Raw genomic sequence first — 26,567 nt, 5'->3', positions numbered from 1 at the left:
ATTGGCATGCTGCTCGGGCGATGAGGCAGACCAGGCTGACCGACGGGCCTAGTCCTCGCCGATGCCTCGGTCCGAGCGGCCAGAACGTGTCGCGTGCCCTGCTCGTCGGTTGCGCCGAAAGGACCGATGTCCGCCCGAGCGGGGTTTGTTCCCGTCCCCGTGCGGCCGAGGCGATTTTTACCGGCCGCGGCGCCTGCTGCGCCATGGGAACTCGCCGCTGGCGCGGCGCGTTGGCCAAGGGTAATTCCTTTCGCCGTCGGGGGCCGTCAAATCACGTCGAGCAACTGACGCCGGCCTTTTGGTCGCGTTCGTCTGGAGCATTGGTTCGGTCGGGTCAGTCCGTCCGGGCGCTGCATCCGCAGGTGTCAGGAGCATCTATGATCGAAGTCGACGACCTTGCGAGCCGACCGGGTCAAATCTCGGCGGCACAGTGGCGCCAGATCGTCAACGGGGCGACCGAGACGGCCATCATCAGCACGGACGGCGAAGGCATCGTCACCAGTTGGAACAGCGGGGCAGCCCGCATTCTGGGCTGAAGCGAACCCGAGATGCTCGGCAAGTCTCTGGCCCGCATCTTCGCCGACGGGGACGGACAGGCGAGGCTTAGCCAGGAGATCGACGATGCGGCTGCCCGCGGCAGGGGCGGCGGCGAGGAAGGATGGCGCCTCCGCAAGGACGGGAGCCGCTTCTGGGCGGTCGGCGAACTGACCCCCATCCGCGAGGGCGGAGAGATCGTCGGCTTCGTCAAGATCCTGCGCGACCGCACGGTCCAGCGGGAGACCGAGGACATCATCCGCGAGGAGCGGCACGCGCTCGAAGTGCTCAATCGCGCCGGATCCGCTCTTGCGGTCGAGACCGATCTCGAGCGCCTGGTGCAGATCGTCACCGACGCGGGCGTCGAGCTGAGCGGCGCCGAGTTCGGAGCGTTCTTCTACAACCGCACCAACGACGCTGGCAAGAGCTACATGCTCTACACGCTTTCGGTCGCTCCGCTGGAGGCCTTCTCGAAATTCCCGATGCCGCGAAACACCGGAGTATTCGCGCCGACGTTCAACGGCGAAGGCATCGTCCGTTCCGACGACATCACCAAAGATCGTCGTTACGGCAACAACCCGCCGCATCGAGGCATGCCCGAAGGCCACCTGCCGGTGCGCAGCTATCTCGCCGTTCCCGTGATCTCTCGGACCGGCGGCGTGATCGGAGGATTGTTTTTCGGCCATGCCAAGGCGGGCGTGTTTTCGGAGCGATCGGAGCGGGGCCTCTCGGGTCTTGCGGCCGAAGCTGCGGTGGGGATCGACAATGTCCGCCTGTCGCAGGCCTCCCAGCGCGAGATCGCGGAACGCAAGCGCGCCCAGGAGGCGCTGGTCGAGTTAAATGCCACGCTGGAAAAGCAGGTGCTTGAGCGCACCGAACAGCTCAAGCGCAACGAGGAGGCGCTGCGGCAGTCCCAGAAGATGGAAGCCGTGGGGCAGTTGACGGGAGGCATCGCCCACGACTTCAACAACCTCCTGCAGGTGATCATCGGAAATCTCGACACCCTGCAGCGCAATCTTGGCCCCGAGTCTCCTCGCCTGCAGCGCGCCGCACGTCACGCGATGAACGGCGCGCAGCGGGCCGCCTCGCTCACTCAGCGCCTGCTGGCGTTCTCGCGCCGTCAGGCGCTCGATCCCAAACCGGTCGACGTCAACGTTCTGGTCAACGGCCTTTCCGAAATGATCCATCGCACTCTCGGCGAGACCATCGCGGTGGAGACGGTCCTCGGCGCCGGTCTGTGGCGGGTGGAGGCCGATCCGAACGAGCTCGAGGCCGCCATCCTCAATCTCGCCGTCAACGCTCGGGATGCGATGCCGAACGGGGGAAGGCTGACGCTCGAGACCGGGAACGCCCACATCGACGAGGCCTACGTGGCTGCCCACAGCGAGGTGGTGGCCGGGCAATACGTCGTGATCTCGGTCAGCGACGCGGGCGTCGGCATGGACCCGCAGACCGTGGCGCAGGCGTTCGAGCCCTTCTTCACGACGAAACCCGTAGGCAAGGGCATGGGACTCGGACTGAGCCAGGTCTATGGCTTCGTCAAGCAGTCGGGCGGGCACGTGAAGATCTATTCGGAGGTCGGGCAGGGTACCACGGTCAAGATCTATCTTCCCCGGCTGGCAGGTGAGGCATCGCATGACGCCGCACCTGAAGAGATGCTCAATCCGGAGGCCGGCCAGGAAGAGACCGTTCTGGTCGTCGAGGACGACGAGGAAGTCAGAGCCTACTCGGTCGAAAGCCTGCGCGAGCTCGGCTACCGTGTGCTTGAGGCCCACGACGGACCGGCGGCACTGCGGGCGCTGGATCGCCAGCCCCGAGTAGACCTACTGTTTACGGACGTGGTCCTGCCGGGCGGCATGACTGGCGCACAGCTCGCAGCTCAGGCCAGAGCCGTTCGGCCTTCCTTGAAGGTTCTGTTCACCACCGGATACGCCCGCAACTCGATCATCCATCACGGTCGCCTCGACAAAGGCGTGCAGCTGATCGTCAAGCCCTTCAGCTTCAACGAGTTGGCCGCCAAGGTCCGCGACGTGCTGGACCAGGTCGAAGAATAGGGCGAGTTGAGAGCCATTTGGTCCCATTTGGAAGGCCAAGTTGTTCTGGGGACCGGTGTGCCCTTGCCGCGACATCAGCGACGTCGCCACCGGAACCCGCCATCCGTAACCGGCCGGTCGGAACAATTTCCCGGCAAAGCCTTTGACTCGTTGGACCACCGCCCGCCGTTTGAGAGTACGGCGCCTGTAGCGGATAGCCAAAGGCGTAATGCCCGCTGTTCAATAACATGCGCTCGCGCGGATAGCCAAAGGCGGTGGTCCCGTTCCGCGCGGTGAGAGAACCAGCTTGAAGAAGCCGGCGAAAACCCGCGAGGAACTGGAGTCTGCCATCAGGCTGGAGATGGAAGACATCAGCGACTGGCCGACGGACCTGGCGATCTCGGTCGTGCCGCACGAAGATTCCTGGAAAGTCGAGATCATGAGGGACGGGCCGCAGCGGGACGCGGATCGTTGCGAGATGATCGAAGCAATAGCCGACAGGCTGCGCATCCAGTTCGATCTAAAAGCCTGACTACCGATCCCGGCCCTCATCGACACCTTTGGACACCGCTTTCATCCGGCCAGGCCTTGCTGCTGGATCTGCCGATGTGTGTTTCCACGAGACCCAGCTCCACCAGCCGCTCCATCTGGCGGTCGCTGCCGACGGCGTGAACGCCGCCGCCGAGGCGTCCGCCAGGAACGGAGCCGTCGTCGTCCCGTTGACTCCAGAACAACAGAGGGAGGTCAACATGGCCATGGAAGATCGCGAGACCTTCAGCCTGATCGGGAGCGACAAGGTCGAGGGCACGAACGTGTACGGGGCCGACGGAGAAAAGGTCGGCTACATCGAGCGCGTCATGATCGACAAGGTCGGCGGAAAGGTGTCGTACGCCGTGCTCAGCTTCGGCGGCCTGCTCGGCATCGGCGATGATCATTATCCGCTGCCCTGGCAGGCGCTGAAATACGACACCAACCTCGGCGGTTATGTCACCGGCATCGCCCAGGACCAGCTCCGCGGCGCTCCCAAATACGCCGACGAGAGCAGTTGGAACTGGAGCGACCCGGCGACCACGCGCTCCGTGAACGCCTACTACGGTGTGCCGGTGGCTTGAGGCCGCACAGCACCCGCGGGCCGACGCGCCCGCCGCCACGCGAGACGACCGCATCGGTCGCCGAGGAGACCTGAAAAGTGAGTAATGCCGTTCGTGTTCTGGTCGTGGAGGATGAAGCGCTGATTTGCAGCTTCGTCGAGGACGTCTTGTCCGGCGGCGGTTTCGAGGCCTGCTCGGTCCATACGGGAGAGGCGGCCCTGTCGACCTTTCGCGACGGCCGCGAAGGGTGTCGGGCGCTGCTGACTGACGTCAACCTGGGTGATGGCATCAGCGGATGGGAGCTGGCGCGGCAGATAAGGGAAATCACGCCTGGCTTTCCCGTGGTCTACATGACGAGCGCCAGCGCGCCAGACTGGAAATCGCAAGGCGTCGATGGCAGCCTCCTGATCGAGAAGCCCTTTGCGCCGGCGCAATTGGCTGCCGCTGTCTCGCAGCTACTGGATACCCGAGCCTAGCCGGGTCGAACCGGGATCGTTGTGAGACTCCGATCCTTCGATCAAGCCCGCAATGGTGGGCGGCGGATCAGCGGATGGTCGAGCGCGCCGGCGATGCCTTGGCCTTGCATGCGGCCGCAGCGCAAGCCTCCGCTACCGCCATCCAGTCCCGCAGCAGGCCTTTGTCCTCCTTCGAAAAGACGCGCGGCGCTTGAGATCCTCCAGCGTTTCGCCGGGATGGCATCGCTCGAAATCCTCGCGGATCAGGGACTCAAGGTAGGTCCGGTCCCAGGCGCCGCCTGAATCGAGATGCTGGCGTGAATTCGGTCCCCATGATTGTCTCTCGGCGCATGCAGTCGAAGGCGCCCGGATGCGGCACAACGGCAAGAGCGATTGCTTGGTTCACGAAGGGGGCTGCCCGTGTCGACGATGACGGACGGCGTCAAGGCCGCCGTCGGGCCAAGTGAGAGGCGCGCTCCAGCCGCCAAGAACGAGGAGGTCCCTCAGGCCTCGCCAGACACGGGTATGGCCGTGGCCGGCGGGACGATGCGCAGCGGCGGCAACGGACGCTCGGCGGACCGGGACAGCGGAGAAGGCTTGCCGCCCTTGGCTTCGTATCGCTCCGCCAGCGCCAGCAGTCGCCGCCTGATGAAGGGGTCGGCCCTTCCGGCCAGTTCGCGCACGCGATGGGCCATCGCCCGGTAGAATTCCTGCTCCAGCGCCATGACGCGTCACTCCACCAACCCTACCGACGGAAGAAGTTGATGACATCGGCGGCGGCAGCGTCAAGCGGCGTCGTTCGCTGCGGCGGCTCCGCGATTTCCCTTGAGCGAGCGCTCGCTGCGGCACTAAGGTGGTCGCGGTGGGGAAATCCAGATGTCCGAGCTGCACCTGATCAGGAAGCGGTGTCCGCACTGCGGGAGAGCGATGAAGCTTGTCTCCGAGCCGACGGACCGGGGCGGCGAGCGATACGTCTGCCCCGCCTGCGAGGAGGATCCGCTGCACAACCCCGCCGCCCAAAAATGGGCGGACAGCCCGCTGCGCCCGCCGGACAAGTAGCTTCCCAAGAATCCGGCCTTGGCGCCGAGGCCGGTTGTCCATCCGTCTTCCATTCAGGGTCTGTGGCCATCCAGCCTGCGGTGGGCGATCCGTAGCCGGCCACAGCACTGGCAGGATCGTCGCGGGCGCACCACTCGTTTGTAGATGCCAAGCATCGGGAGGCGCGATGTCGACGGTCGCAAAGCTGCTCGCGCGGAAGCAGGCGCTCCTGGAGCGACTGGAGAGCGATCCTGGGCCCAACGAGCGGGAGGAAATCCAGGCATTGCTCGCCCAGATCGAGACCGCGCTGAACTTGCTAGAGCCGGGAGATGCCCCCGGTCCGGGCGACGAGTGAAGCGAAGTCGCCCGTCAGAGCGCGCTCAGATCGTCCGGCGCCTCGCCGAACTTCCGGAGCAGCTTGGCGTCGCCGAATTCTCCGATCGCCGGATCTCCGGTGCGCCTGAACGCGATGGCGCCTACATGCCCCGGCTTGCGCGAAAGCGCCTCTGCCCGCATCACAGCGGCGTTGGCGCTGAAGCATTCCGTCGCCTCGCCCGGTGCGAAGGGACGAACGGCAAAGCGAACATAGTAGGTCACTTCAGACATCGGTCTCGTCCTTGCATTTGCGCGCAAGCCGGCCGCGCGCGTAACCGCGCCGATCTTGATGAGCGCCTTCCGTTCGTCTTTGGTTCCGAGGCTAGCCCAAACCTCGGTCTTGCCGACCAGACGGCGCAGCGCGAGCGGTACTTTCTTCCGGATCCAGTAGAAGTCGGAGGTCGGGCGTTTTCGCGGGGTCGGCATCTTGAGCGTCGGCATGGTGGAGCACCTCGGTGTAGCACCGGCCGTTCAAGAACCCCTGAAATCGAAGGATAAACTTGTAAACAAGGCGTCTCCGGGCCGCTAAGGGAGAGAGTCCCTCCCTCTCCGCCAGATACCTGTTTCATGCTGTTTCACCGAAAATCATGAAATTGCAGAAAGTCCTTTTGTTTCAATGGTTAACTGTTTTTCTTGTCTCAGCAAGCGTTACTGATTTTCAGCACGTCAATCTGTTCCAGTGGGGTAAAAGGTGGGGTAAGCCCCCAACCGGAAGCGCCCTATGGCCCGCCAAATCGACCCGCTCTCACCCTCACAAATCGACTCCAAACCGCCCGGCCGCTACGCGGATGGCAACGGGCTGTATTTAGTCGTTGATGCACTTCGACCCGGTACTGATCCCTCTCAGGGACGCGCGCTGATGCGTCTGAGGCTGGGCGCGTCATTCGATGCACGACGGGACAGACGCGCACCACGGGCGTCCCCTGCGGGTCACCGCATCGGTGCCGGGTCCTTCTGAGAGCGTGAATTAATGGGGGACCGCGCGACGGCACGTCGTGAAGATATTTAACCCGGGTGTTATCCAGATTGCGTTGCGGAGGCGGTGCTGCCTAAGAATGGGCCGGGGCCTTCGAGGTTTGCCCTTACGAGCTTGGGCGTCGGGAAAACTCGGCAAAAGCCGCGATGTTCCTGGCGCCGATCCGGTCGGCAATCGAGCCTTGTCCCTGCCCGGCGGGTGTGAGTTCCGACAACCGTAGCGAGCAGATTGCGGACGAACTATTCCCAGCGACCACTCAGCTTGGTTCGCGCGGCGATCGTCGTCTCGATTTCCTAAATCATGTCCCGGAGCCGTTCGGCAAGCCGTTCGAATAGGGCGCGCGTCTGCCTGTCTGGCGCAGTTCTCGCCAATCGGCCGCAATACTCTGCCTCCGCCCGAAACTTATCGAGCTGGGCCATCAGTTCTTCCATCCCGCGACGTCCCACCCAAGCGATCCAATGGGCGGAAGATGTAGCGCCCAGCGACTGGGGCGGACACTTGGGAAATTTCCCAGGGTCCGAGCTCTACGGTTTGCGCGGCAGAAGAAAGATTGCGGAGGCGGTGCCGTCTAAAAAGGAACCCCGGCTTTGAAGCATGAGCCGGGGCCTTGAGGCTGCCCTCACGGCTTGAGGGTAGCCGGAAAACTTGGCAAAAGCCGCGATATTCCCGTGCGCTCGGGATGGACCGCCGTGACCGAAACGACATTAGGCAAGACGCGCGGCAGCCACGGCATCTTCCATTCCGTGCTTTCCGCAAACATCCTCTGCATGTCGACGCAGATATGAACCGCGTTCTCTCCGGGTGTCCCATAGCGGAGCTCATCATTCTTTGACATTGGCGCCGTCCTCGAAAGTGAGCTCCAACGGAGCGGCCCGGTCTTGGTTCCTGCCTGAAAGGGTTGCCGTCAGCAACCCGGCTAGCCACGCGGCAATGAGCAGGGGAAGCAGTCAAGGGTGCGGCGACGCACCGCGCCCCGCGCGGCTTGCCCTTTACGGCTGAAGGGGCGGTAGCCCCGTTTACGCGCGAGGGATCGTCACCGCATGGCCGGGACGAAGACCCGGGCGCGGGACTGCCAAGGAACGCGCTAGAGCCCGGCCGGCAGCGCAGCAGCGGACGCGCCACAATGAGGAACCGGGAGCCTTTGGGGAAAGTTGGTAAACCGGAAAATGAAGCTGGGGAGAGCACATGACGCGAATTGCGAAAGGGTGGGCAGCAGCGAAGCGTCAGCCGGTCGCTTTCTCAGGCCCGCCGCCGGACCGCAAAGAAAAAAGTGAATGGGGGGCAGAGTGACCGGGGCGACCGCGAGCCCGTCACCTCCGAGGCGCGGAAAAAAACGAGTGCCCGCAACTAACCCGACACTCGATCTCTTTGGAGCCGGTCCCCTTCCTGAAGGTATGAAGTATCAGCCAGAGTTTCTCTCTGCTGATGAAGAGCGTGCGCTTCTAGCCGATATCGAGACGCTTCCATTCAAGGAATTTGAATTCCGCGGGTTCACCGGCAAGCGCCGTACCGTTTCTTTTGGCTGGCGCTACGATTTCAATGGCGGTGGTCTCACCAGAACTGATGACATGCCTGAATTCCTGACCCCGGTTCGGGCCCGTGCCGAGGCATTCGCCCGCATTGCGCCCGGCCGCTCCAGCAGGTTCTCGTGACCGAGTACGCGCCCGGGCGCCGGGATCGGCTGGCATAAGGATCGCTCCGTCTTTGGCGATGTTGCCGGCATTTCCCTGTTGTCGTCCTGCACCTTCAGGCTGCGCAGGCGAACGGCAAAGTCATTCGAGAGGAACACTCTCGTTGCCGAGCCGCGCTCCGTCTACCTTCTCCGCGGTCCGTCGCGTACCGAATGGCAGCACAGCATTCCCGGTGTCGAAAGCCTGCGCTACTCGGTCACGTTTCGTAACGTGATCGAAGAAGGTGAATCCTAGTGGCACGCGTATCCACATTGCCGAAACGGCTCCAGCCCATGCTCGCGACACTGACCGACGCGCCGTTCGATGATAAGGGCTGGATATTCGAGGACAAGTATGACGGCTTCCGCATGGTCGCAAAGATCGACGGCGGCAAGGTTACTCTCTACAGCCGCAACGGCAAGATCATCAGCCATAGCTATATCGAAGTCGCAGAGGCGCTCGAAGGTATAAAAGGCGATGCCGTCATCGACGGAGAACTCGTGGCGATCGGCAAGGACGGCGTATCGCATTTCCAGCTCCTGCAGAATGCGCTGCGCCATGAAGCAAAGCTGCAGTACTTTGCCTTCGACCTGATGTTTCAGGATGGAGAAGACCTTCGTGGCCTGCCGCTCACGGAGCGGAAGAAGCGCCTCAAGGTTATCCTGCCGAAGCACAGGCTGATCGGGTTCAGCCGCGATCGGAAGACCTTCGGCATGAAATTCTTCGAGGAGGCGGAGCGCAAAGGTCTTGAAGGCATCATGGCGAAACGCGCCGACAGCAAGTACCTGTCAGGCGCGCGAACCGGCGACTGGCTGAAGATCAAGACCTCGAAACGCCAGGAAGTGGTGATCGTGGGATTTACAGCGCCGCGGAGGACAAGACCTTTTTTCGGGGCGCTGACACTCGCGCTGCGGGACGGCAACGGCTGGCGCTATATCGGTCATGTCGGGACGGGCTTCAGTCATGAAACACTCGAAGAGCTCCACAAAAAGATGATCAGGCTCACGGCCGCCAAATCTCCCTTCGGAAAAAAGGTGAAGGACGAAGCAGTCACTACCTGGGTCAAACCGCAACTCGTCGCCGAAGTGAAATTTACCGAGTGGACAAGCTCAGGCGAAATGCGGCACCCCGTTTATCTCGGCCTGAGAAAAGACAAGCAGGCAAAGGACGTCGTCATGGAGCGCGAGAAGCCGCGCGGGTGACGCGGCATATCAGCCCGGTTTGACCGGTGAGCACCCTGGTCTCGTTAAGTCCAATGAATAGGAACGAGCACCTTCGCGCATGATTGTCATCATCCACGAAGTGAAAGGATGTTCACATGGCAGACGAGCAGAATCCCAACAAGCAGCAGACCCCTGGACAGCAGAACCAGCAGGGCAATCAGGGCGGCCAGCAAGGTCAGAACCCGAACCAGAAGCCGGGCCAGCAAAACCAGGACCCGGGCAAAAATAAGCAAGGCGGCGAACAGAGCGGCCAGCAGGGCGGCCAGAAGCCGTAAGGTATAAACAAAAGCCCGGCTTCGGCCGGGCTTTCCGTTTGAGTTGTGATCGCCTGGACCTATTTACGATTCTTGTCGAGTGCCTGCGCCATGTCGAGATGGTGCTTGAGCGCCGGCAGCGTTTTGCCTGCCCAGTCCTTCAGCTTGGCATCGTCGCCGCCATTCGCATAACGCTCGAACAGCGACACCGCATCCTTGTGGGCGCTCACTTGCATCGGATCATATTCCGACGCGAAATCTTCGGGCTTGGTGTCGCGAAGCTTCGTGATCTTCTTCTGGGAAGCGTCATCGAGCGAAGCCGGGATCGCCGCTTTTAGATTGTCGGGGACCATGGATTTGAGTTCGCTGCTGGTTTTGGTGTGATCCATCACCATCATTTCAGCAAACTTTTTCTCGTCGGCGTTGCCCTTCTGCTGCGCGATCTTCGCTGCTTCGATCTCCGTCATGTCGCTCATGGCAGCTTCCTTGATGAAGTCTTCGGTCTTCGGCGCAATTCCAAGCGCGGAATTGACGCCCGTCTTCTCGCCGACCGACTGCGCGAGGGAGGGCGATGCAAAGACTGCGAGCACGGCAAATGCTAGGGCTGCGTTTTTCATGAAGTTATCCTCTGAAGGTTATTCGCGATCAACCTTCGCTTGCGATCAAAGTTCCTGGGCACAAAGGAACGGCCACGAGCACGACCCCGGCCCGAGAGGAGGGGGGCCGGGGCCGCTTGCCCGGGCAATGAGCATGCCGACGTTCCGGCATACACTGTCAATGCCAGGGCAAGCTGTGCCGTTCCTAAGTGTTCAGTCGTCGGACACAGGACACACGCTGTGTGCACTTTTGGACCGAGATGCGCGGGGACATCGATCATCATGGGGCGCGAACACTTCCGAGCTCGCCAAGCTATCGTGCCGTGCGAAGCGGGAGCGCGCACGCGCGCTTACCAATGCCTGTCACGCGGACCAGCGGTCCTGCTCTTCCCGGTGAGCCTGCTCGTTCAGTTTCTCAGCGAGCTGATCCGCGAGTTCTTCCGTGTCGGCGGTCGCTATCGGCTCGCCTTTTTGCGTCTTTAGCTTTTGCTTGTCTGCTTCGATCGGAAAATCATCGGGAGTTAAAGCGGGTTCTTTGCTCATGTCACCCTCATGGGGCTCGCATCTGCAGACGTAGGAACGTTCGGTCTCAAGGCGGGTTGCAAGCGAAGTTCAGTATGGAGAAAAACCAGCGATGAAGGTAGCGAAGATTACCTTGATCGCGGTCGCCGGCCCTGGGCGCGACGATGAAGGAAAGACAGTTTATAAGACAGGAGGCCTGACTATGCGGCGGCTTTTGGCACGGCCCTGGACCGAAGATGAAGAGAAGCGGCTGAGGCAAATGGCGGAAAACTGGAATGAAGACTTCCCTTATCGCCCGCAAACTCAAACGTCCGGTCGGCTCGATCTACACCAAAATGGCCAAGCAGCAACGACAGCCAGGGCCTGACCAGCTTCTGTCTCCCGCCGGATAACGGCGTCTGGGTCCTTATTTAGCGCGAGCATCCCCGCTTTTCGACGCCGACAGTACTTCGTTCAGTCGGTCGAGGAATACGGACTGGCCTTTCAGAATTCGTTCGCGGGCTGCTTCTGTTTGAAACCACGATGCCCGGTCAAGCTCGGGAAAATTCTGGTACTTGCCCGAACGCGGGGGCCATTCCATCTTGAACGTATTGCTCTTCAGCTCTTCAGGATTCCAGTCATCCTCTGCGGCCCAGACGTGTACGGTCTTGCCGCCCGGCTGCTTCGCGTGGCCAAGTGCAATGAAGTCTCCGCCCGGCCTGTAACCTGTTTCCTCTTCGAATTCTCGTTTCGCTGCGCCCAGCGGAGCCTCGCCAAGAGCAATGAGACCCTTGGGGATTGTCCAGGCGCCGTGATCCTTTTTCTTCCAGAAAGGTCCTCCGGGGTGTCCAAGCAGGACTTCGACATTCTTGCCGCTCCGGCGGAAGAGAAGAACGCCGGCGCTTGTCTTCGGCAGCGATATTGCCCGGATGGCCCCCATCTATCGAACGCGGACCTCGCGGGCAGGCGCACGGCGGCGCAGGCCGCTCGCAGCAGAGCGCTTTCGCTTCGAAAGATGCGCGAGCAGCTTGGCAAGAGGCATGGCGTTCAGGACGCGGTCCGGAGGCACGCCGCCCTTGCGTGCCATCTCAACGCCCCAGTGCATGTGATCGAGTTCGCGGATGGAATGGGCGTCAGGATTGATGCTGAAGATGCAGCCATAGGCGAGCGCCTTTTGATGCCATCGCCAGGCGAGATCGAGGCGCCAGGGATGCGCGTTGATTTCAACGGCGACACCGTATTTCGCGCAAGTCTTCAGAATCTTGTCGATGTCGATTTCATATCCGGGACGCCGCTGCAGCTGACGGCCGGTCATATGCCCGATGATTGTGGTATGCGGATTTTTGATCGCCTTGAGAATACGCTCGGTCTGCTCCTTTTTTGGCGGCTTGAAGCGGCTATGAACGCTCGCGACCACAAAATCAAAGTCTTCCAGGATATGGTCCGGATAATCGAGCGATCCGTCCGCCAGTATGTCCGCCTCGATCCCTTTCAGGATGCGAAATTTATCGCCATAGCGCTTGTTGAGCCGGTCGGCCTCACGGTGTTGCGCCGCGATTTCCTCTAAGGAAAGCCCGCCCGCGTAATGCGCAGACTGTGAGTGATCGGCGACACCGTAATACTCGAAACCGCGCTTGCGCGTGGCGTCCGCCATCGCTTCCAGCGTCTCCGTGCCGTCGGACGCTGTCGTGTGGGAATACAGGATGCCGCGCAAATCCTTATCCCGGACGAGGGCAGGGATCTTACGCTTCGCGGCCTGGGTGATTTCGCCGCGGCCTTCCCGTAGTTCAGGCTGGACGAACTGCAGCCCGAGAGCCTCGTATATGTCCTGTTCCGATGCCGAGGCAATCAGCTTCCTGCCGCGGTAAAGCCCGTCGCGTTTGAGATCAAAACCCTTTTCAGCTGCAAATGTTTTCAGCTGCTCAAGATGTTCTGCCGATCCGGTCGCATCCAGTAGATACGCGCCGTAATGTTTCTTATCGGTAACGACGACCTTGAGACTTGCGCTGTCGATTTCTGCCGGTCTGGTTGCCTGCGCGACGAGCGCAAGGTCCGAGACCAGTTCACAGCCCCGCCTAAAATCGCCGGCGATTTCGACGCGTGTATATTCCGGGTGCTTCTGTTTGACCGTCTGGGCTGCATGCTCAAGAAGAGCCGCTGCTTTGTGCAGATGCAGCTGCGTCTCGCCGCTTCTCGCGATGGATAGATTCTGCAGGATTTTGGTCTGCAGGGAAGCGCCGAGGCCTTTTACGGGACGGATGCGATCCTCCTTCGCGGCGGCTTCCAGTTCGGCAAGCGAGCTTATGCCGAGCGCTTCATGAAGTTTCAGGATCTTGTCTGGACGAAGTCCCGGGATAGCGAAGAGCTCAAGCACTCCTGCCGGGACTTCCTTGCGCAGCTTCTCAAGGCTTGGATGGGTGCCGGTCCCGTAAAGCTTCGTCACGATATCTGCGATGGCGTCGCCGATGCCCGGGATCGAGGTGAGAGCGCCAGCCGCAATGAGGCGGCCAAGCGGCTGCGAGAGCGCGCCGAGACTGTCGGCCGCGCGCAGGTAAGCTTTCGCGCGATACGGGTTGCCGCCGCGCAGCGATGTGCGTTGCGCGTACTCCCTCAAAAGACTGGCTACGGTTGGCGGGTCGGTCTTGGCCATGACTACCAGTCAAACGAGGCGCGGCGATCCCGGTTCCTGGATTTCAAAAAAGCGCGGCCGACGAACGCGAAAAATCCGAGCGCAATCAACGCCCAACCAATTTTTCATTGACTCCAAGGCAACCAAGCGTGTTCACTATTTGTTTTAGTATAAGAGGTACATAAAGTTATGGCAAGTGCGGCCAATTCAACATCGATTCCATTGGCCGAGCTTCGCCGGATGAGGGAAGCTGCCGGAGGCGCGTCCTCGCAGCAGCCGGTGCTTCCTTTCGAGATAGCAGGCATCGATCAGGCTCTTCCCGGCGGGGGCCTTCCCCTCGGTGCCGTGCATGAATTCAGCGAGGATGGTCCTCGCGGCCATTACGCCGCGTGCGCGGTGCTCTTCATGGCCGGCATTCTCGCGCGCCAGCCCGGGCCCGTTCTCTGGTGCCTTCATAGCCGCGACCTATTTGCACCCGCGCTCGCGCGCGTTGGTCTTCATCCTGACCGGATCATATTCTGCGAGACGTGGAAGGATGCCGAGATCCTTCCCGCAATGGAAGAGGGCCTGCGCATGCCGGGCCACGGGGGCGTTGTCGGTGAACTTAACCGCATGTCACTGACGCCGTCGCGGCGGCTGCAGCTCGCCGCTGAAGCCTCAGGCGTTCCCTGTCTCATCCTCAGGCGTTCTGCCGAACACCTGAGTGAAAGCAATGCCGCACTGACGCGCTGGCGGATTTCGCCTGCGCCCTCAGGCAGACAGGATGGAATACGGATGGGCCGGCCGCTCTGGCGTGTCGAGCTTTTGCGATGCAGGGGCGCATCGCCGAACAACTGGACTGTGAAGGCATGCAATGCGGAGGGTCGTTGCGCTCTTCCTGCCGACGTTCCCGACCGATCAGATTCGGCGGCGGAGCGGCGGCAATCCACCGCGTAAGCGGCCCATGGTCATCGCGAAGCAGGAAAGCAACCGCCGCATCTTGACGTCGGTTGACGATGCCGCGCGCAAACTTAAACTGTCGCCCGGCATGACCGTCGCGCATGCGCAGACGCTCGTGCCGGATCTTATTGTCAAAGACGCAACACCGGAAGAAGACAGCGCTGCGCTGACAAGGCTTGGGCACTGGTGCACGCGGTATTCGCCGCTCGTGACACCGGTTGCGCCGGACACGATCTTTATCGACGTCGCGGGTTCCTCGCACCTCTTCAAGGGCGAGGCGGCACTGCTCAAGGATTTGCATACACGGCTTTCATCCGCCCAACTTTCCGCTCGCGCCGCCATAGCCGATACGCCGGGCTGCGCCTGGGCGGCTGCGCATTTCGGGCGTGAGGAGAATATCCCGCCGGGGCGCAGCGCAGACGCACTGGGCGGCATGCCTGTCGCCGCGTTGAGGCTTGGCGAGCGGGATATTATCGGCCTGCGGGAGGTGGGCGTCGAGCGCATTGCCCAGCTTGCGGCCCTGCCGCGCGCCTCGCTGCGTCAGCGTTTCCCGGGTGATGTGCTGCTGCGCTTCGATCAGGCCATGGGGACGGCGGCCGAGGTTCTCGTTCCGCTTATCCCGCGCGAGGTGCCGCGCATGTCGCTTAAATTCCTGGAGCCTATCGGCAACCCGCACGATCTGCAGCGTGTGCTGGCACTCCTGTGCGAAAAACTTATCGCCGATCTTGCCGCGCGCGGCGTGGGCGCACGCCGTCTCGATATGGTGTTTCAGCGTGTCGACAACGTCGCGCAGGCGATCCGCATCGGAACGTCAAAGCCGAACCGCGATGTAAAGCACCTGACGAAACTGCTCGCGGAGCGCCTCGTTCTCGTCGATCCCGGCTTTGGCATTGAAGAAGCCACTTTGACGGCCTCCTGGGTCGAGGCGCTGACGGAACGTCAGACCGTCGGCTGCCATGTCGCGGATGAGAAAGGGGAGGTCGATGTCAGCCAGCTTGTCGACACGTTGCGCGTCCGCCTTGGCAACGAGCGCGTATTCCGTCTGTGTCCCGTTGAAAGCGATATTCCTGAGCGTTCGACCCGCCGCGTCGCACCGACAGCGAAAACAGATGGAGCAATCTGGCCGCGCGATCTGCCCCGCCCCGCGCGCCTGCTGAGCCCGCCCGAACCCGTCCATGCCGTCGCGGAAATTCCCGACAGCCCACCGCGTTTTTTCGTCTGGCGCAAGGTCCGGCACAGGATCGCCCGTGCCGACGGTCCCGAGCGTATTCTCGGCGAGTGGTGGCTCTCGGATCAGGAGGTCGGCCTTCAGCGCGACTACTATCGGGTGGAGAATGACGCGGGCGAGCGCTTCTGGCTCTTCCGCGATGCTCCAGCTGAATCCAATGGTCGCTGGTGGTTCCACGGGCTGGGGGAAGCATGAGCTATGCGGAGCTGCAGGTCACGACGCACTTCTCGTTTCTGCGCGGCGCGTCGAGCGCGGAAGAGCTGTTCTCCACCGCGGCCAATCTTGGCATCGAAGCCTTGGGTATTGTTGACCGCAATAGCCTTGCCGGCATTGTCCGCGCCTATGAGGCCTCGCGCGTTACGGGTGTGCGTCTTATCGTGGGATGCAGGCTCGATCTTGAGGATTTTCCCTCGCTCCTCGTTTATCCGACAGATCGCAAGACCTATGGCAGGCTGTGTCGCCTCCTGACCATCGGCAAGGCGCGCGCAGGCAAGGGCAAGTGCTCTCTCTTCTTCGAGGACGTTGCCGAATGGAGCGAAGGCCTGATCGTCGTTCTCGTGACGGATAAGCCGTCGGACGATCTGCTGCCCCAGCTTCAGCGCATGAAGTCGGTATTCAAGGACCGCGCATATTGCGCCCTGACTCGCCGCTTTCGTCCGGACGACGCGGCATATATGCAGGATGTTGCGAATACCGCAGCAATGGCGGGCGTGCCGACGGTTGCAACCGGCGACGTGCTTTACCACGTGGCCGGAATGCGCATGCTGCAGGATGTCGTCACTTGCATCAGGCTTAAGACAACCATCGACAAGGCGGGCTTTCTGAAGGAGAAGCACGCCGATCGTTTCCTCAAGGAGCCTCATGAGGTCGAGCGGCTTTTCTCGCGCTTTCCGGAAGCGGTTGCCCGGACCGGGCAAATTGCCGAAAGATGCAAATTTTCTCTGGATGAGCTGACCTACAGCTATCCGGCGGAAATGCTACAGGATGGGCTGCCTGCGCAGGACAGGCTCGAAAAGCTGACTTGGGAAGGGGCCGCGCAACGTTACCCTGAGGGCGTACCCGATAACGTCGCCATGCAGCTGCGGCACGAGCTTGGGCTCATCGAGCGGCTGCAATACGCGCCGTATTTCCTGACGGTCGAGTCGATTGTGCGCTTCGCACGCTCGAAAGGAATTCTGTGCCAGGGGGGGCTCGGCGGCGAACTCCGCCGTATGTTTTGTCCTTGGCGTACGTTTCGTGTCGGAGGAAAGGCGTGAGCCTCCCGATATCGACGTCGATTTCGAAAATGGCCGGCGCGAAGAGGTCATTCAGTGGATCTACGAGACCTACGGCAGGACGCGGTCCGCCTTGACTGCGGTCGTTACGCGCTACCGGGCCCGCGGCGCCATCCGGGAAGTCGGCAAGGCGCTAGGCATACCCGAAGACGTTACCGGCGCGCTCGCCCGCATCACCTCTCAATCTGTCAGACCGTCGCCTGCAGCTGACGTTAAAGCTTGCCCGCCAGTTGATGGGCACGCCGCGCCACCTTTCCCAGCATCCGGGCGGTTTTGTGCTGACGCTGGACCGTCTTGATGAACTCGTTCCGATCGAACCTGCCGCTATGGAGAACCGGCAGGTGATCGAGTGGGACAAGGACGATATCGACGCGTTGAAATTCATGAAGGTCGACGTGCTGGGGCTTGGCATGCTCGGCTGCATGCGGCGTTCATTCGAGTCTTTGAAAGCATCGAAGAACATCGACTTAAACCTTGCGAGTATCCCGGCGGAAGACCCGGCCACCTATGAAATGATCCGGAAGGCGCTCGACAACGGCGTTGGGCTCCGTCGTAAGAAAGCCGTACACCAGATGCGGGCCAGGGACGGGCTTTGATTTGGGACCGCGCTCGCCCCTGAACTCCGTCCAGATGCCGGCGAAGGCGAAGAGAGGCCTGTCAGGCTGGCTTGGCAGATTGCCCGAGTTATCCAGGAGGATGCTGAATAACCGCCCGCTCCAGCGACTGGCGGAGGTCCCCTTCGTGGGTCAGATCCTGAACAAGGCCGTGTGAGTTTGGTTTTCCATTCCTCGAACCGGTTTGCGACGCCGTCTCCGCGCGCGCGGTCGGCACCGTCAGATCGTGGCGACCCATGATTTCAAAAATTGAGCCGTCAACTTTATCGACGCAGTAATTGCACATGCAGATCATGCGTCGGCCGCGAACCGCTTTCTGAACGAGCGCCTCGTAATCAAGAAAATCCGGCAATTGCTCGCTTGAGACCCAGGCGCAGTTTCCGCTCGTCCTGAGACCGCTATAGCCCGCTCCGAGAGCGTTTGTTCACGCTGCACGAGGCCGCTGACGAGCTCGCGGGGCTTTAGCTTTTCCCCGGCTGCGTACCATTCATCGCCGTCGACGATTTCGATCTGTCTGCCGCGCTCGCGCTTGTCGAGGTCGGGGACGGCATTCCGCAGCGCCGAGCGCGCGTCGTCTGCGTTGAACGCCTTTCCGGTCACCCAGAGGCATTGTTCATTATTCCGGAGACCTGCCGTGAAGTAGGGCACGAGCAAGTCGCGCAGCTCGTCACCTGAGCCGAAGAAATGGGCGAGGTGGCTACCCCACTGAAGTTGGGGGACGGTTGGGAGACCGGATGGGGACCAGGGCTGCATTCTAGTTCATGGGCGTTTTTGAATTGGATGATCCCATTAGTAGTATCATTTTTGCGGGCTCCCCCGAAAGCATCTTTGCACTACGGGCGGTGCGCTTCGCTAGGGACGCCGGTTTCGTGAACGCCGCACCAAATTATTGAAGAAATTTCGTGGGTTAACCGGCACCCAGCAAGCGCGGGCGGACTTGCATGCGCCGTCTACAGGTCTTCAAATCGTGCTCGAAGAAGGGCTTCGCGAGACGGGGCAGGGCCCTGGCCGGCCCCTCCGGCAGTTCCGCGTAGCCGGTGGCAATGATGATCGGAAGGTTGGGCCAGTCGCTGCGGACCGCTTCTGCGAGTTCAGATCCGGTCATACCCGGCATGGCTTGGTCGGTAATCAGCAGATCTATGTCGCCCTTCTCGGTGATGAGGCCGAGTGCTTCCGCGCCGCTGGTCGCGGCGAACACCGTATGCCCGAGTTCCTCCAGCATCGCTAAAGTATTGAAAGCCACGAGCGGATCGTCATCGACACTGACGATCCTGAGAGTGCGCATCTCGGGCGCGGCGGGCGGGGAGATGCACTCCTTCTCATCCTCTTCAGAGGCGGCGACAGGCAGGCAAAGTTCGACCGTCGTTCCCTCGCCGGGTTTGCTTTTGAGATAGAGCTTGCCTCCGGACTGCTCGGTCATGCCGTGCACCATCGGCAGCCCAAGCCCCGTTCCTTTTCCGACACCCTTGGTCGTATAGAAGGGTTCGGTCGCGCGCCGCATGGTCTCTTCATCCATGCCGGTGCCGGTATCCTTGACCGCCAGGCAGACATAGCGGCCTGGTTTAAGGCCAGGCTCATCCTCCACGGAGCGTTCCCGCGCGGAGATGACGATCGTGCCGCCCTTCGGCATCGCGTCCCTCGCGTTCATCGTAAGATTGAGAATCGCGAGCTCAAGCTGGTTCGCGTCGGCCGAGATTTTCGGCAAGCCGATCGAGAAGTGGGTCTCGATATGGACGCTAGATCCGAGCGAGCTCTGCAGCAGTTCAGTCATGCCATTGACGAGTTCAGTGACGGTGATGGTCTGGAGCTTGAGCTCCTGACGCCGTGCGAAGGCGAGCATGCGCTGCGTCAGCGCCGCGCCGCGCTGTGCGCCCTGCAGCGCGTTGTCGAGAAACTGATGCATTTGAGTGTCGCCGCCGGGCAGGCGGCGCTTCATAAGCTCAAGGCTACCCTGGATGGCCATCAGGAGGTTGTTGAAATCGTGCGCAACGCCGCCGGTCAGGTGGCCGATCGCCTCCATCTTTTGCGCCTGCACCAGTGCCTCCCTGGTGCGTTCAAGCTTCTCTTCCGTTTTCTTCCGCTCCGTTACGTCACGCGTGATCTTGGCGAAGCCGAAAAGCGCGCCTTCCTCGTCCCGGATCGCGTCGAGGACGACGTTCGCCCAGAACTGCGAGCCGTCCTTCCGGACGCGCAGACCTTCTTTTTCGAATCTGCCGTCGCGTCTTGCAGTCTCAAGCGCGAGTTTTGGCAGTCCCGCGGAGCGGTCGTCATTCGTATAGAAGACCGAAAAATGCTGCCCGATGATTTCTTCCGGCTTGTATCCCTTGATCCGCTCTGCTCCAGCGTTCCAGCTCGCGACTTTGCCTTCAGGGCTTAGGAGGTAAATCGCGTAATCGGTCACGCCCTGCACCAGCAGGCGAAACTGTTCCTGGCTTCGGCGCAGTTCGGCTTCAGCTGCGCGGCGCTCGGTCAGATCGCGCGTGACTTTCGCGAATCCGGCGATCCTGCCTTCGCTGTCTTTAATGGGATCGATGATGACATACGCCCAGAACCGGCTGCCGTCCTTACGGACGCGCCAGCCCTCGGCTTCGAATTTACCCTCGCGCGCTGCCGTTTCCAGCGCGCGGCGCGGCAGCTCCGACTTGCGATCTTCCTCGGTATAGAACCTCGAAAAATGCTCGCCGATGATCTCGGATTCCTCGTAGCCCTTGAAGCGCCGCGCGCCGGGATTCCAGCTTGAAACGATGCCTGTCGGATCGAGCATGTAGATTGCATAATCCGTCACCGCCTCGACAAGCATGCGGTATCGGCCCTCAGCCGACTGTGAGGCCTCGAATTTCTTCTTACCGTCCAAAATCATTCCCTGGGTATCAGTCTCACTCAACTTTACAGCAACTTACGCCGGCAAGGTTGAAAAAAGTTCCTGACGCTTCCGCGCGGGTCTCGGAGTCTACTCATCGCATTATTCTCCTCGCCGCCACGTAGAGTCACCAAATCAGCGGGCGGCAGCGGGCCCTTTAAAATGCTGGGCTCGAGCGCCGGTGGGCTCGCGCTATTTCTCACAGTCGTTTCCGGCCTTCGGCTTCGCGCCCTGAGATTCCTGCGAGACTGTAGGCTGGCCTTGCATCTGGCGCTGGGCGTCTTGCGAAGAGGTTGCGACGTTGCCAGATGCCTTGTCCATCGTGGCGGCGGGCGGATGCGCGCCGGTTTGCGGTGCGATACCGGTCGTCGTTGACTGCGCCGTGCTGCCTGGCGTTGGCCCGGAGCCCGCGTCCTTGTCTGCCGTATTGCAGGGGCCCGCATATGCGAAGCCGGTGCCGAGGAGAAGCGCCACGCAGCCTGCGAGGAGGGGATGGATTGCCTTCATGCCAGTGCTCCACTGATTGTGAATCACGGGCAACCGCCGCTTGCCCCTCATGTTCCTAATTGGCGGCGATCATTTGGGCGGCTGCAGTCCTGGCGATCTAAGCCATCCCTCGATATGCGCGCCCATGTCAGCGTCGCGGGCTTTCTTCAGGAGCTGCTCGCGCTCCTTCCCCGCACGCATGCTGTCGGCCAGAAGCCTGATCTGCTCAGCCTGGTGAAGCACGCGCTCTTCGAGGGATGTTGTCTGCTTGGTGCGGCGACGTTTCATGGCAAACCTCCACGATTGTCTGGGCCTCTCGATAACATTTCTCGGTTTCCGCGGTTCCAATACAGGAACCTGGTGGTCGCGGCGGGACCCCTAGGAACCCATTGAAGATAAAAGGCTTGTTGCAAAACACTCAAGATGTAGGCGCCAGATGTTTTCAGGGTTCATATTCGATGTTGAGGGGACGCTTGTAGACAGCGTGCCGCAAAACCTTCGCAGCCTGCAGGACGCCTTGGAGCGTTTCGGCTGCCGGGTGCCGTATCATACGCTGCAGCTCTATTCCGGCCTTGATGGCGATCAGACGCTGCAGCTCATCCTCCCGGAATCAAGCGAGTCTGTGCGCAAGGAGATTCTGGAAGAGCAGGGGACGATTTACGAACGCGAGTATCTCGCGAGCGTCAAAGCGGTCGACGGCGTCAGGGATGTCTTTCGGGCGCTGACCGAACACGGCGGGAAGATCGCACTTGCGACCGACTGCAAGGGCATTGCCTTCAAGCGCTACATCTCACTTATGAACGCTGATGACTATATCACGGCGACCGCGTGCGGCGATGACGTTGAGCACGGCAAACCGGACCCGCGCCTTGTCGGCATCGCGCTGCGCAAGCTTGCACTGCCAGGCGCGCAGTCGGTGATGGTCGGCGATACGCCTTATGATGCCGAGGCAGGGCTCGAAGCGGGAGCGAAAGCGGCCGGCGTTCTCACCGGCGGCTTTAGCGCCGAGACTCTCTCGCAAGCCGGATGTTTTGTCGTAGCCGAGGATCTTCGAGGTCTTCTGCCTTATCTCCTGCGCGACGAACCCGAGCCGGAACGGATGCAACTGGATTGGCTGCGAAAGTCTGCGTGAACGGCAAGCTCGCGCAGGGCCGATGATGCCGCGGTGCAAACAGGCGTCCTCGCGCAGTTCCTGAAAAAATCCGTTCCTCCGAGGAAATGTCCGTGGGCTCACGAGTTGTCCCGCGAACAAAACCAGGAGGAAAAATCTATGCGAATAGCAACCTTGACGTTCTCCGTCCTTCTCGCGGCAACGGCACTGCCGGCATACGCGCAGCAGACATCTCCTAAGGCGGTCCAGGAAGAAGCCGACAAGGGAGTAAAAACGCGCAACTCCGGCGCATCCGGTGTTGTCGGCGAGCAGAAAGCGGGCTCCTCGAACATGCCGGGACAGATGGGGACGGGCGATTCATCGGCGCAGCCGACCGCGCAGAACTCGGGTACGGGCGTCAGCGGCGCGCCGGGCAACAAGAACGGTCCGCCCGCGAACGCGACGACGACGGGCACCTCAAACTCGGCTGTCCAGCAGCAGGATAGTTCGGGGGTGAAGGGGCTTCCCGGAAACAAGAGCGGTCCGCCCGCCAGGAAATAAGCTTCATCTTGCGCCTGCCGGGCGCAGCGCTGCTTTCACTGCGCCCGGACTGCACCGATGTGCTGGTAACTCTCATCGCTTCTTTCGGAAGATACAACCTCGCGGGGCAACGCGCTCAGCGGCTCTCTGCTGCTTCGTGCTGCGATCGATATCCATGGCTCTCGCGCGTTGCCGGTCTGCACGATGGTGGCCATACTTCGAGCTTTTTGAATGAAGGGCCACCGCTTCGGCGTGGTTCCGGATTTAACCTGTTCAGCGGCATCAAGCTTAATATTCGAATGAAGTTGCCGGAACGCTCGCATCGGCGAAGATGCAGCACCGGACATTGCCCTCGTTCGGGACCAGCGTGGCGAGCCGTCCGGCGATCATACTCCGCCCGGCGGCTTCGTTGTTTGGGGGGACCTGCCAACCTACACCGGGCCAGACCGGCCGTAACCCGGCCTCGGAGTAGATGCTCAGCAATCTAAAAATCGGAGTCGCCTGCAACCCGGCTAGCCCTGCGGCAATGAGCGGGGTTGAAGCGTCAAGGGCCGCCTCCGGCGGCTTGCGGAGCCGTTGACGTAAAGGGGATGCGATCCCCTCTCTTTGTGCGAGCTGGACTAATCCGATCCCGGACGACGTGAGGTCCAAAGTGCCATTGACGGACGTCACCGGCACTCATTTCTTCATTTCACCGCGCATCAGGACTGACTTCAGTTCACTGAGGCAAAACTCAAAAACAGCATTGACGCGCGGTATCCTGCGAAGGTCCCGGTGTGTAACAAGGAACATTGGATAGTCTAATTCGGGAAACGGGCCGAGCACACGGACAAGAGCGTCGTCCGCGGTTGCATACGCTGCCGGCAAGGGAGCGATACCGGCGCCAGACTTGATTGCGAGGTGCACGCTGGGAATATTACTGCATCGCACCGCGACCCTTGCCGCCGGCGCATGCATCTTCATCCACCGGGCCGCTGGTAATGCCTCGATCTCATCAGACAGTTCGACAACGCTAAAGCCTTTGATATCGGCAGGCGCGGACGGGCGACCATGGCGTTCGACAAAAGAATGGCTGGCGTAAATTCCCCAAGGGACGTCGGCAATTTTTCGTCCAACCAGCGCCGGGTCATCATCAAGGCTTCCGCCTCGGATTGCAATGTCCGCCTCCTTGGAAAGATCGAGTTTGCGCTGCTCCATGATCAACTCGACTGTGATGCCTGGATTCTCCAGATGAAAGGTATCAAGGAAGCCAGACTTGATGATGCGCTGACCCACCGTCACGTGACTCGTGAGCTTAACCAGGCCGGCCGCGCGCTTGTCGAGCGAAGCCGATTGGCGTTGCAACGTATTGACGGTCGCTTCAACTTGCTCAGCATGGGCCAACAGCTGTTGGCCATGGGATGTCAATCGGTATCCCCCCGCCTGTCGTTCGGCAAGCGAGCAATCAAGAGCCACTTCGAGAGCCCGTAGACGTCGTTGAACGGTCGATTGATTCACGCCCAAGGCTTTTGCGGCGATCCCGGTGCTACCACCGCGCGCGACCGCCAGAAAATAGCGAACGTCATTCCAATCCAACATCTGGCTATCCGCATTTTTGCCGAACCGGCGCGCAGACTTGCGGCTCCCGTGCGACCACACGCCATGCTACACCGCCTCTGCATCGGCCGAAGGCAAATGTACTGATTATTTGCTTAACGAAGGAGCGGAAATGAAACAAATCAATGCTCTTGCCGCCCTTGTTGCGCTCGGTGTGGTCACGTTTGGGACAGCATCAATGTCGGGTGCACAGCAAACCGGCGGCAACGAAGATGAATTGGAGATTCGCAAAGTCATTGTAGAAATGACCGAAGGTTTCAACAATCATGATGGAAAAGCTGCTGCGCGGATGTACGCTCCGGACGCTCGATTTGTCAGCGTCAGGGGTGATGTGATGAACGGCCAAGCCGGAATCGAGAAGGGATTGTCGGCAATACTTTCGGGCAGGGCCAAGAACGCAACGCAGCGAACGATGGATGTCACGGTCAGATTCATACGGCCCGATGTGGCGCTCGCGAATGTCACCAATGACCTGAGCGGCCTGGTTGCTCCAGACCGTCGTGCATTGCCTTCACATCAGGAGCTAAGTCTGCGTGTTTTCGTCAAGGAGGCCGGCGTATGGCAGATTGCAGCGTTCCACAATACGCTGGTTGCACCTTTCGCGCCCCCTCCTAGATGAGCGCCGTGATCGGCTCTGCTTCCAGGCACACGTCGGTATCTCTGGCTGAGTCAAGGTGAGACCTCCGCTCTCTTCTCTCTTCGCGCGAGGGATCGTTACCGGAGGCCGAAACTCGGACACGCGAGGTTCGGGGCCAAAGGCCTAGAGCCCGGCCTCGCAGCATTAAGCGGCGAGGCGCGCCATAGCGAACACTTACAACCAAACCCCAGCGCTTACGGAAACCGAAAAAATATCCGGACAGATTCGACATTTCGTTGATTTGCTGGCGCCGCGGCTACGGATGAAGCCGCACTGGTGACTGCCGGCACGCTGCTTGCTGCTTAAATCTTTCCCGACGGGGGCGCAGGGCCACGATGCGGCATGCGCCCCCGGAAGCGGGTGTTACGCCCGGTGACTTCCTGCTCGTTCAACTTGAACGCAGCGGAAAGTGGCATACCGGCGATGCCGCCGCCCTGGCTGCTGCCTTGACGCTGCAGGGGAAGCCATTTCGAGGCTGGATCGCTCGTAATCTCGATGCCATTTTCCTTCATATAGGCATAGGTGCGGGCAAGCCGTTCCACCGAAGGTGCTGTCATACCATTTCCTGAGATGCCGTGATTGATCGAATTCCTTCGCTTGGTGGCCGCGCTTGAGGCCGACGCTGAGAGCAAGCGTGATTTCTCCGTCGTAGTCACCCTGGTTATGCGCAAGCCACGTCTTATGCCAGGCTATCTGGCCAAGCTGTCTCCGCTCCAGACATCCCAACTCGTGTCTCTCAAGTCGCCTGAGAGCCGCGTAAAGCCGCTCGCAATCGGCGGCCTCATTATCATGTCGCCTTTTCATGGCGGTCTTCACCTCGCGATGAAACTCCTCCGTCGTGCGAAGCTGCTTGCGCCGCTGCTTCTCGTAGTAGCGGATAAGCTCCCTCAAAGCCGCAACCTTGCGGAGGTATAGAGCAAGCCCGGTCGCCTGCCAGTGCCGGCGCGCGAGGTGCCGCTTCTTTTCGGCAATAAACCAGGCCAGCATGACCTTGCGTTCGTGCATCTGCCGGAGCTTGATCTTCTGCCATTGGAGATCGACGGCAAGTTTCCGCGTCCGTTGGGCGCGCAGCAGGCGGTTGCGGGCTTCCTCTGCCGCTGCGTCCTTCTTCAGGTGCTCGCGCGCGGCGTCGCGCAGGGCGGCTGCACGCTGAGCCATCAATATCTTCGCGCGCTCCGCCGTTGGCAGCAGTGCCACGGCAGGTTCTGCAGTTTAGCCGCGACATCCTTTGTTTTAGCGCCTTCGATCTGGCGTGGTAGGCTGTGCACGTCGCAGGCTAGGTCCACGACAACGTAGGAGCGTCTGTCGCCTCTCGCGAGAAGGTAGCCGCGCTCTTCCAGGCTTGCCTGCAGGCTCACACCGTCATCAGACATTCGCCAGGCCTCGGTCACAGCTGCGCGCCGTTCTTCTGCCGTGATGCCGGAGGTCTTTGCCCGCTCCTTGTCGGCGCGGGTAGGCGCCTTTGTCCGGGCGGGATCATCGAAGCGGGCGGGGCCACGATCTTCTGCGAGCCCCGCCGGGAGCACCAGGCCGAACTCAGCCGCGAGCTCCTGCGCGCATTTGCGCAGCTTCTGGCGGTCATGGCCGAGATGAATGGCTTTCATCCGCTCGATGTCGATGCGCGACCACACGACATGGCAATGGTGCCGCCCGTTCTTCACGTGAAAGAGCACGATACGGGGTTGGCCGGAAAGGCCGAGGCGCTCTTCCATCAACTCCAGCACCCGCATGAACTGCGCGCGGGTGAGGGGCCGGGGCGGGTTGATAAAGGCGGCGTAGATGCCTTCCTTCGCGCGCGTGCCTGCGCACAGCGCGTCCATTTCGGTGAGGGCGCCATCGATATCGGTCGCGACCGTGCCGGATACTTCGGCGAGCTCGATCGTCTCATTATCGGCGGTGTTCTGCAGATGGCGGGGCAAGCCAACGGG

General features: G+C 61.2%; 27 protein-coding genes and 5 pseudogenes. 17 read left to right on the top strand and 15 right to left on the bottom strand.

From position 1 onward, the window contains the following. Positions 1-377 precede the first annotated feature (377 nt). The 4 genes and pseudogenes from ACVJ5M_RS47905 (at position 378) to ACVJ5M_RS47890 (ending at position 4,134) form a co-directional block, all read left to right on the top strand. Positions 378-2,588: pseudogene (locus ACVJ5M_RS47905) on the top strand (ATP-binding protein). Between the two features lie 286 nt (positions 2,589-2,874). Further along, positions 2,875-3,099 (top strand): hypothetical protein, encoded by a 225-nt coding sequence (locus tag ACVJ5M_RS47900; protein ID WP_212479737.1) that lies wholly within the window; start codon positions 2,875-2,877, stop codon positions 3,097-3,099. Between the two features lie 217 nt (positions 3,100-3,316). Next, entirely contained in the window at positions 3,317-3,679 is a 363-nt protein-coding gene (locus tag ACVJ5M_RS47895) for a PRC-barrel domain-containing protein (protein ID WP_085398621.1), read from the top strand. Positions 3,680-3,756: 77 nt separating this feature from the next. Next, positions 3,757-4,134, top strand: a complete 378-nt coding sequence (locus ACVJ5M_RS47890) for a response regulator (RefSeq protein WP_085398616.1) — start codon at positions 3,757-3,759, stop codon at positions 4,132-4,134. 482 nt (positions 4,135-4,616) lie between these two features. Here ACVJ5M_RS47890 and ACVJ5M_RS47885 read toward each other — a convergent pair whose 3' ends face one another. Next, positions 4,617-4,838, bottom strand: coding sequence for a hypothetical protein (locus tag ACVJ5M_RS47885; RefSeq protein WP_341850589.1), 222 nt, complete (start codon positions 4,836-4,838; stop codon positions 4,617-4,619). Positions 4,839-4,989: 151 nt separating this feature from the next. On the opposite strand from ACVJ5M_RS47885, the gene ACVJ5M_RS47880 reads away from it, so the two are divergent. Both ACVJ5M_RS47880 and ACVJ5M_RS47875 read left to right on the top strand, forming a co-directional pair. Then, positions 4,990-5,172: a hypothetical protein gene (locus ACVJ5M_RS47880; protein WP_144030591.1), complete on the top strand. Its 183-nt coding sequence runs from the start codon at positions 4,990-4,992 to the stop codon at positions 5,170-5,172. 166 nt (positions 5,173-5,338) lie between these two features. After that, the gene (locus ACVJ5M_RS47875; RefSeq protein ID WP_212479338.1) at positions 5,339-5,506 is read left to right on the top strand and encodes a hypothetical protein; all 168 of its coding nucleotides are present in this window, start codon (positions 5,339-5,341) and stop codon (positions 5,504-5,506) included. Between the two features lie 14 nt (positions 5,507-5,520). Here the strand turns inward: ACVJ5M_RS47875 and ACVJ5M_RS47870 are convergent, their stop codons facing one another. Next, complete coding sequence (locus tag ACVJ5M_RS47870) at positions 5,521-5,757, bottom strand: hypothetical protein (protein WP_354100545.1); 237 nt, start codon at positions 5,755-5,757, stop codon at positions 5,521-5,523. A gap of 54 nt (positions 5,758-5,811) precedes the next feature. Next, positions 5,812-5,952 (bottom strand): annotated as a pseudogene (locus ACVJ5M_RS47865) (DUF6538 domain-containing protein); the annotation flags it as partial. A gap of 1,887 nt (positions 5,953-7,839) precedes the next feature. Here ACVJ5M_RS47865 and ACVJ5M_RS47860 point away from each other — a divergent pair. The 4 genes from ACVJ5M_RS47860 to ACVJ5M_RS47845 all read left to right on the top strand — a co-directional run bounded on the left by ACVJ5M_RS47860 (position 7,840) and on the right by ACVJ5M_RS47845 (position 9,670). After that, positions 7,840-8,154 carry a hypothetical protein gene (locus ACVJ5M_RS47860; protein WP_354100528.1) on the top strand — a complete coding sequence of 105 codons (315 nt, stop codon included), beginning with the start codon at positions 7,840-7,842 and terminating at the stop codon, positions 8,152-8,154. A 24-nt stretch (positions 8,155-8,178) separates the two neighbouring features. Then, positions 8,179-8,427: an alpha-ketoglutarate-dependent dioxygenase AlkB gene (locus ACVJ5M_RS47855; RefSeq protein WP_456679821.1), complete on the top strand. Its 249-nt coding sequence runs from the start codon at positions 8,179-8,181 to the stop codon at positions 8,425-8,427. Beyond that, the gene (ligD, locus tag ACVJ5M_RS47850) at positions 8,427-9,374 is read left to right on the top strand and encodes a non-homologous end-joining DNA ligase (RefSeq protein WP_162479118.1); all 948 of its coding nucleotides are present in this window, start codon (positions 8,427-8,429) and stop codon (positions 9,372-9,374) included. Before ACVJ5M_RS47855 ends, ligD begins: the two co-directional genes overlap by 1 nt. A 116-nt stretch (positions 9,375-9,490) precedes the next feature. Beyond that, complete coding sequence (locus tag ACVJ5M_RS47845; RefSeq protein WP_354100529.1) at positions 9,491-9,670, top strand: hypothetical protein; 180 nt, start codon at positions 9,491-9,493, stop codon at positions 9,668-9,670. A 59-nt stretch (positions 9,671-9,729) separates the two neighbouring features. On the opposite strand, the gene ACVJ5M_RS47840 is transcribed toward ACVJ5M_RS47845, so the two are convergent. Beyond that, the gene (locus ACVJ5M_RS47840; RefSeq protein WP_354100530.1) at positions 9,730-10,266 is read right to left on the bottom strand and encodes a DUF4142 domain-containing protein; all 537 of its coding nucleotides are present in this window, start codon (positions 10,264-10,266) and stop codon (positions 9,730-9,732) included. Positions 10,267-10,608: 342 nt separating this feature from the next. Next, positions 10,609-10,788 (bottom strand): hypothetical protein, encoded by a 180-nt coding sequence (locus tag ACVJ5M_RS47835; RefSeq protein ID WP_162479121.1) that lies wholly within the window; start codon positions 10,786-10,788, stop codon positions 10,609-10,611. Between the two features lie 91 nt (positions 10,789-10,879). On the opposite strand from ACVJ5M_RS47835, the gene ACVJ5M_RS47830 reads away from it, so the two are divergent. Continuing rightward, entirely contained in the window at positions 10,880-11,134 is a 255-nt protein-coding gene (locus ACVJ5M_RS47830) for a hypothetical protein (RefSeq protein ID WP_354098933.1), read from the top strand. 39 nt (positions 11,135-11,173) lie between these two features. On the opposite strand, the gene ACVJ5M_RS47825 is transcribed toward ACVJ5M_RS47830, so the two are convergent. Continuing rightward, positions 11,174-11,686, bottom strand: a complete 513-nt coding sequence (locus ACVJ5M_RS47825) for an NUDIX domain-containing protein (RefSeq protein WP_354098934.1) — start codon at positions 11,684-11,686, stop codon at positions 11,174-11,176. Then, a complete protein-coding gene (locus ACVJ5M_RS47820) occupies positions 11,687-13,396 on the bottom strand; it encodes a PHP domain-containing protein (protein ID WP_354100531.1) in 1,710 nt (569 codons plus the stop codon). 168 nt (positions 13,397-13,564) lie between these two features. On the opposite strand from ACVJ5M_RS47820, the gene ACVJ5M_RS47815 reads away from it, so the two are divergent. The 3 genes and pseudogenes from ACVJ5M_RS47815 to ACVJ5M_RS47805 form a co-directional block, all read left to right on the top strand. Further along, entirely contained in the window at positions 13,565-14,311 is a 747-nt protein-coding gene (locus tag ACVJ5M_RS47815; protein ID WP_354100532.1) for an ImuA family protein, read from the top strand. A gap of 7 nt (positions 14,312-14,318) precedes the next feature. After that, entirely contained in the window at positions 14,319-15,737 is a 1,419-nt protein-coding gene (locus ACVJ5M_RS47810; RefSeq protein WP_354098937.1) for a Y-family DNA polymerase, read from the top strand. Beyond that, positions 15,734-17,343, top strand: a pseudogene (locus tag ACVJ5M_RS47805) (PHP domain-containing protein); the annotation flags it as partial. The gene ACVJ5M_RS47810 and the pseudogene ACVJ5M_RS47805, both read left to right, overlap by 4 nt. Here the strand turns inward: ACVJ5M_RS47805 and ACVJ5M_RS47800 are convergent. The 5 genes and pseudogenes from ACVJ5M_RS47800 to ACVJ5M_RS47780 all read right to left on the bottom strand — a co-directional run. Further along, positions 17,344-17,475: pseudogene (locus tag ACVJ5M_RS47800) on the bottom strand (SOS response-associated peptidase); the annotation flags it as partial. A gap of 25 nt (positions 17,476-17,500) precedes the next feature. Beyond that, positions 17,501-18,183 (bottom strand): annotated as a pseudogene (locus ACVJ5M_RS47795) (MEDS domain-containing protein). Between the two features lie 154 nt (positions 18,184-18,337). Then, positions 18,338-20,284, bottom strand: coding sequence for a PAS domain S-box protein (locus tag ACVJ5M_RS47790; protein ID WP_456679805.1), 1,947 nt, complete (start codon positions 20,282-20,284; stop codon positions 18,338-18,340). Positions 20,285-20,482: 198 nt separating this feature from the next. Beyond that, a complete protein-coding gene (locus tag ACVJ5M_RS47785) occupies positions 20,483-20,797 on the bottom strand; it encodes a hypothetical protein (RefSeq protein ID WP_354098939.1) in 315 nt (104 codons plus the stop codon). A 69-nt stretch (positions 20,798-20,866) separates the two neighbouring features. Continuing rightward, positions 20,867-21,064, bottom strand: a complete 198-nt coding sequence (locus ACVJ5M_RS47780) for a hypothetical protein (RefSeq protein ID WP_354100534.1) — start codon at positions 21,062-21,064, stop codon at positions 20,867-20,869. A gap of 148 nt (positions 21,065-21,212) precedes the next feature. On the opposite strand from ACVJ5M_RS47780, the gene ACVJ5M_RS47775 reads away from it, so the two are divergent. Further along, positions 21,213-21,908, top strand: a complete 696-nt coding sequence (locus ACVJ5M_RS47775) for an HAD family hydrolase (protein ID WP_354100535.1) — start codon at positions 21,213-21,215, stop codon at positions 21,906-21,908. Positions 21,909-22,061: 153 nt separating this feature from the next. Then, entirely contained in the window at positions 22,062-22,427 is a 366-nt protein-coding gene (locus ACVJ5M_RS47770) for a hypothetical protein (RefSeq protein WP_354100536.1), read from the top strand. Positions 22,428-23,084: 657 nt separating this feature from the next. Here ACVJ5M_RS47770 and ACVJ5M_RS47765 read toward each other — a convergent pair. Next, positions 23,085-23,984: a LysR family transcriptional regulator gene (locus ACVJ5M_RS47765; RefSeq protein WP_354100537.1), complete on the bottom strand. Its 900-nt coding sequence runs from the start codon at positions 23,982-23,984 to the stop codon at positions 23,085-23,087. Between the two features lie 130 nt (positions 23,985-24,114). On the opposite strand from ACVJ5M_RS47765, the gene ACVJ5M_RS47760 reads away from it, so the two are divergent. Further along, entirely contained in the window at positions 24,115-24,621 is a 507-nt protein-coding gene (locus ACVJ5M_RS47760) for an SgcJ/EcaC family oxidoreductase (protein WP_354100538.1), read from the top strand. A 381-nt stretch (positions 24,622-25,002) separates the two neighbouring features. Here the strand turns inward: ACVJ5M_RS47760 and ACVJ5M_RS47755 are convergent, their stop codons facing one another. Then, complete coding sequence (locus tag ACVJ5M_RS47755) at positions 25,003-25,836, bottom strand: hypothetical protein (RefSeq protein ID WP_354100539.1); 834 nt, start codon at positions 25,834-25,836, stop codon at positions 25,003-25,005. Beyond that, positions 25,797-26,558 (bottom strand): relaxase/mobilization nuclease domain-containing protein, encoded by a 762-nt coding sequence (locus ACVJ5M_RS47750; RefSeq protein ID WP_354098946.1) that lies wholly within the window; start codon positions 26,556-26,558, stop codon positions 25,797-25,799. The genes ACVJ5M_RS47755 and ACVJ5M_RS47750 overlap by 40 nt, the downstream gene beginning before the upstream one ends. Positions 26,559-26,567 lie beyond the last annotated feature (9 nt).

The sequence above is a fragment of the Bradyrhizobium sp. S3.7.6 genome (assembly GCF_054061875.1).
The sequence above is the reverse complement of the archived record's forward strand: the minus strand, read 5'-3'. Positions and strand labels throughout refer to the sequence as shown.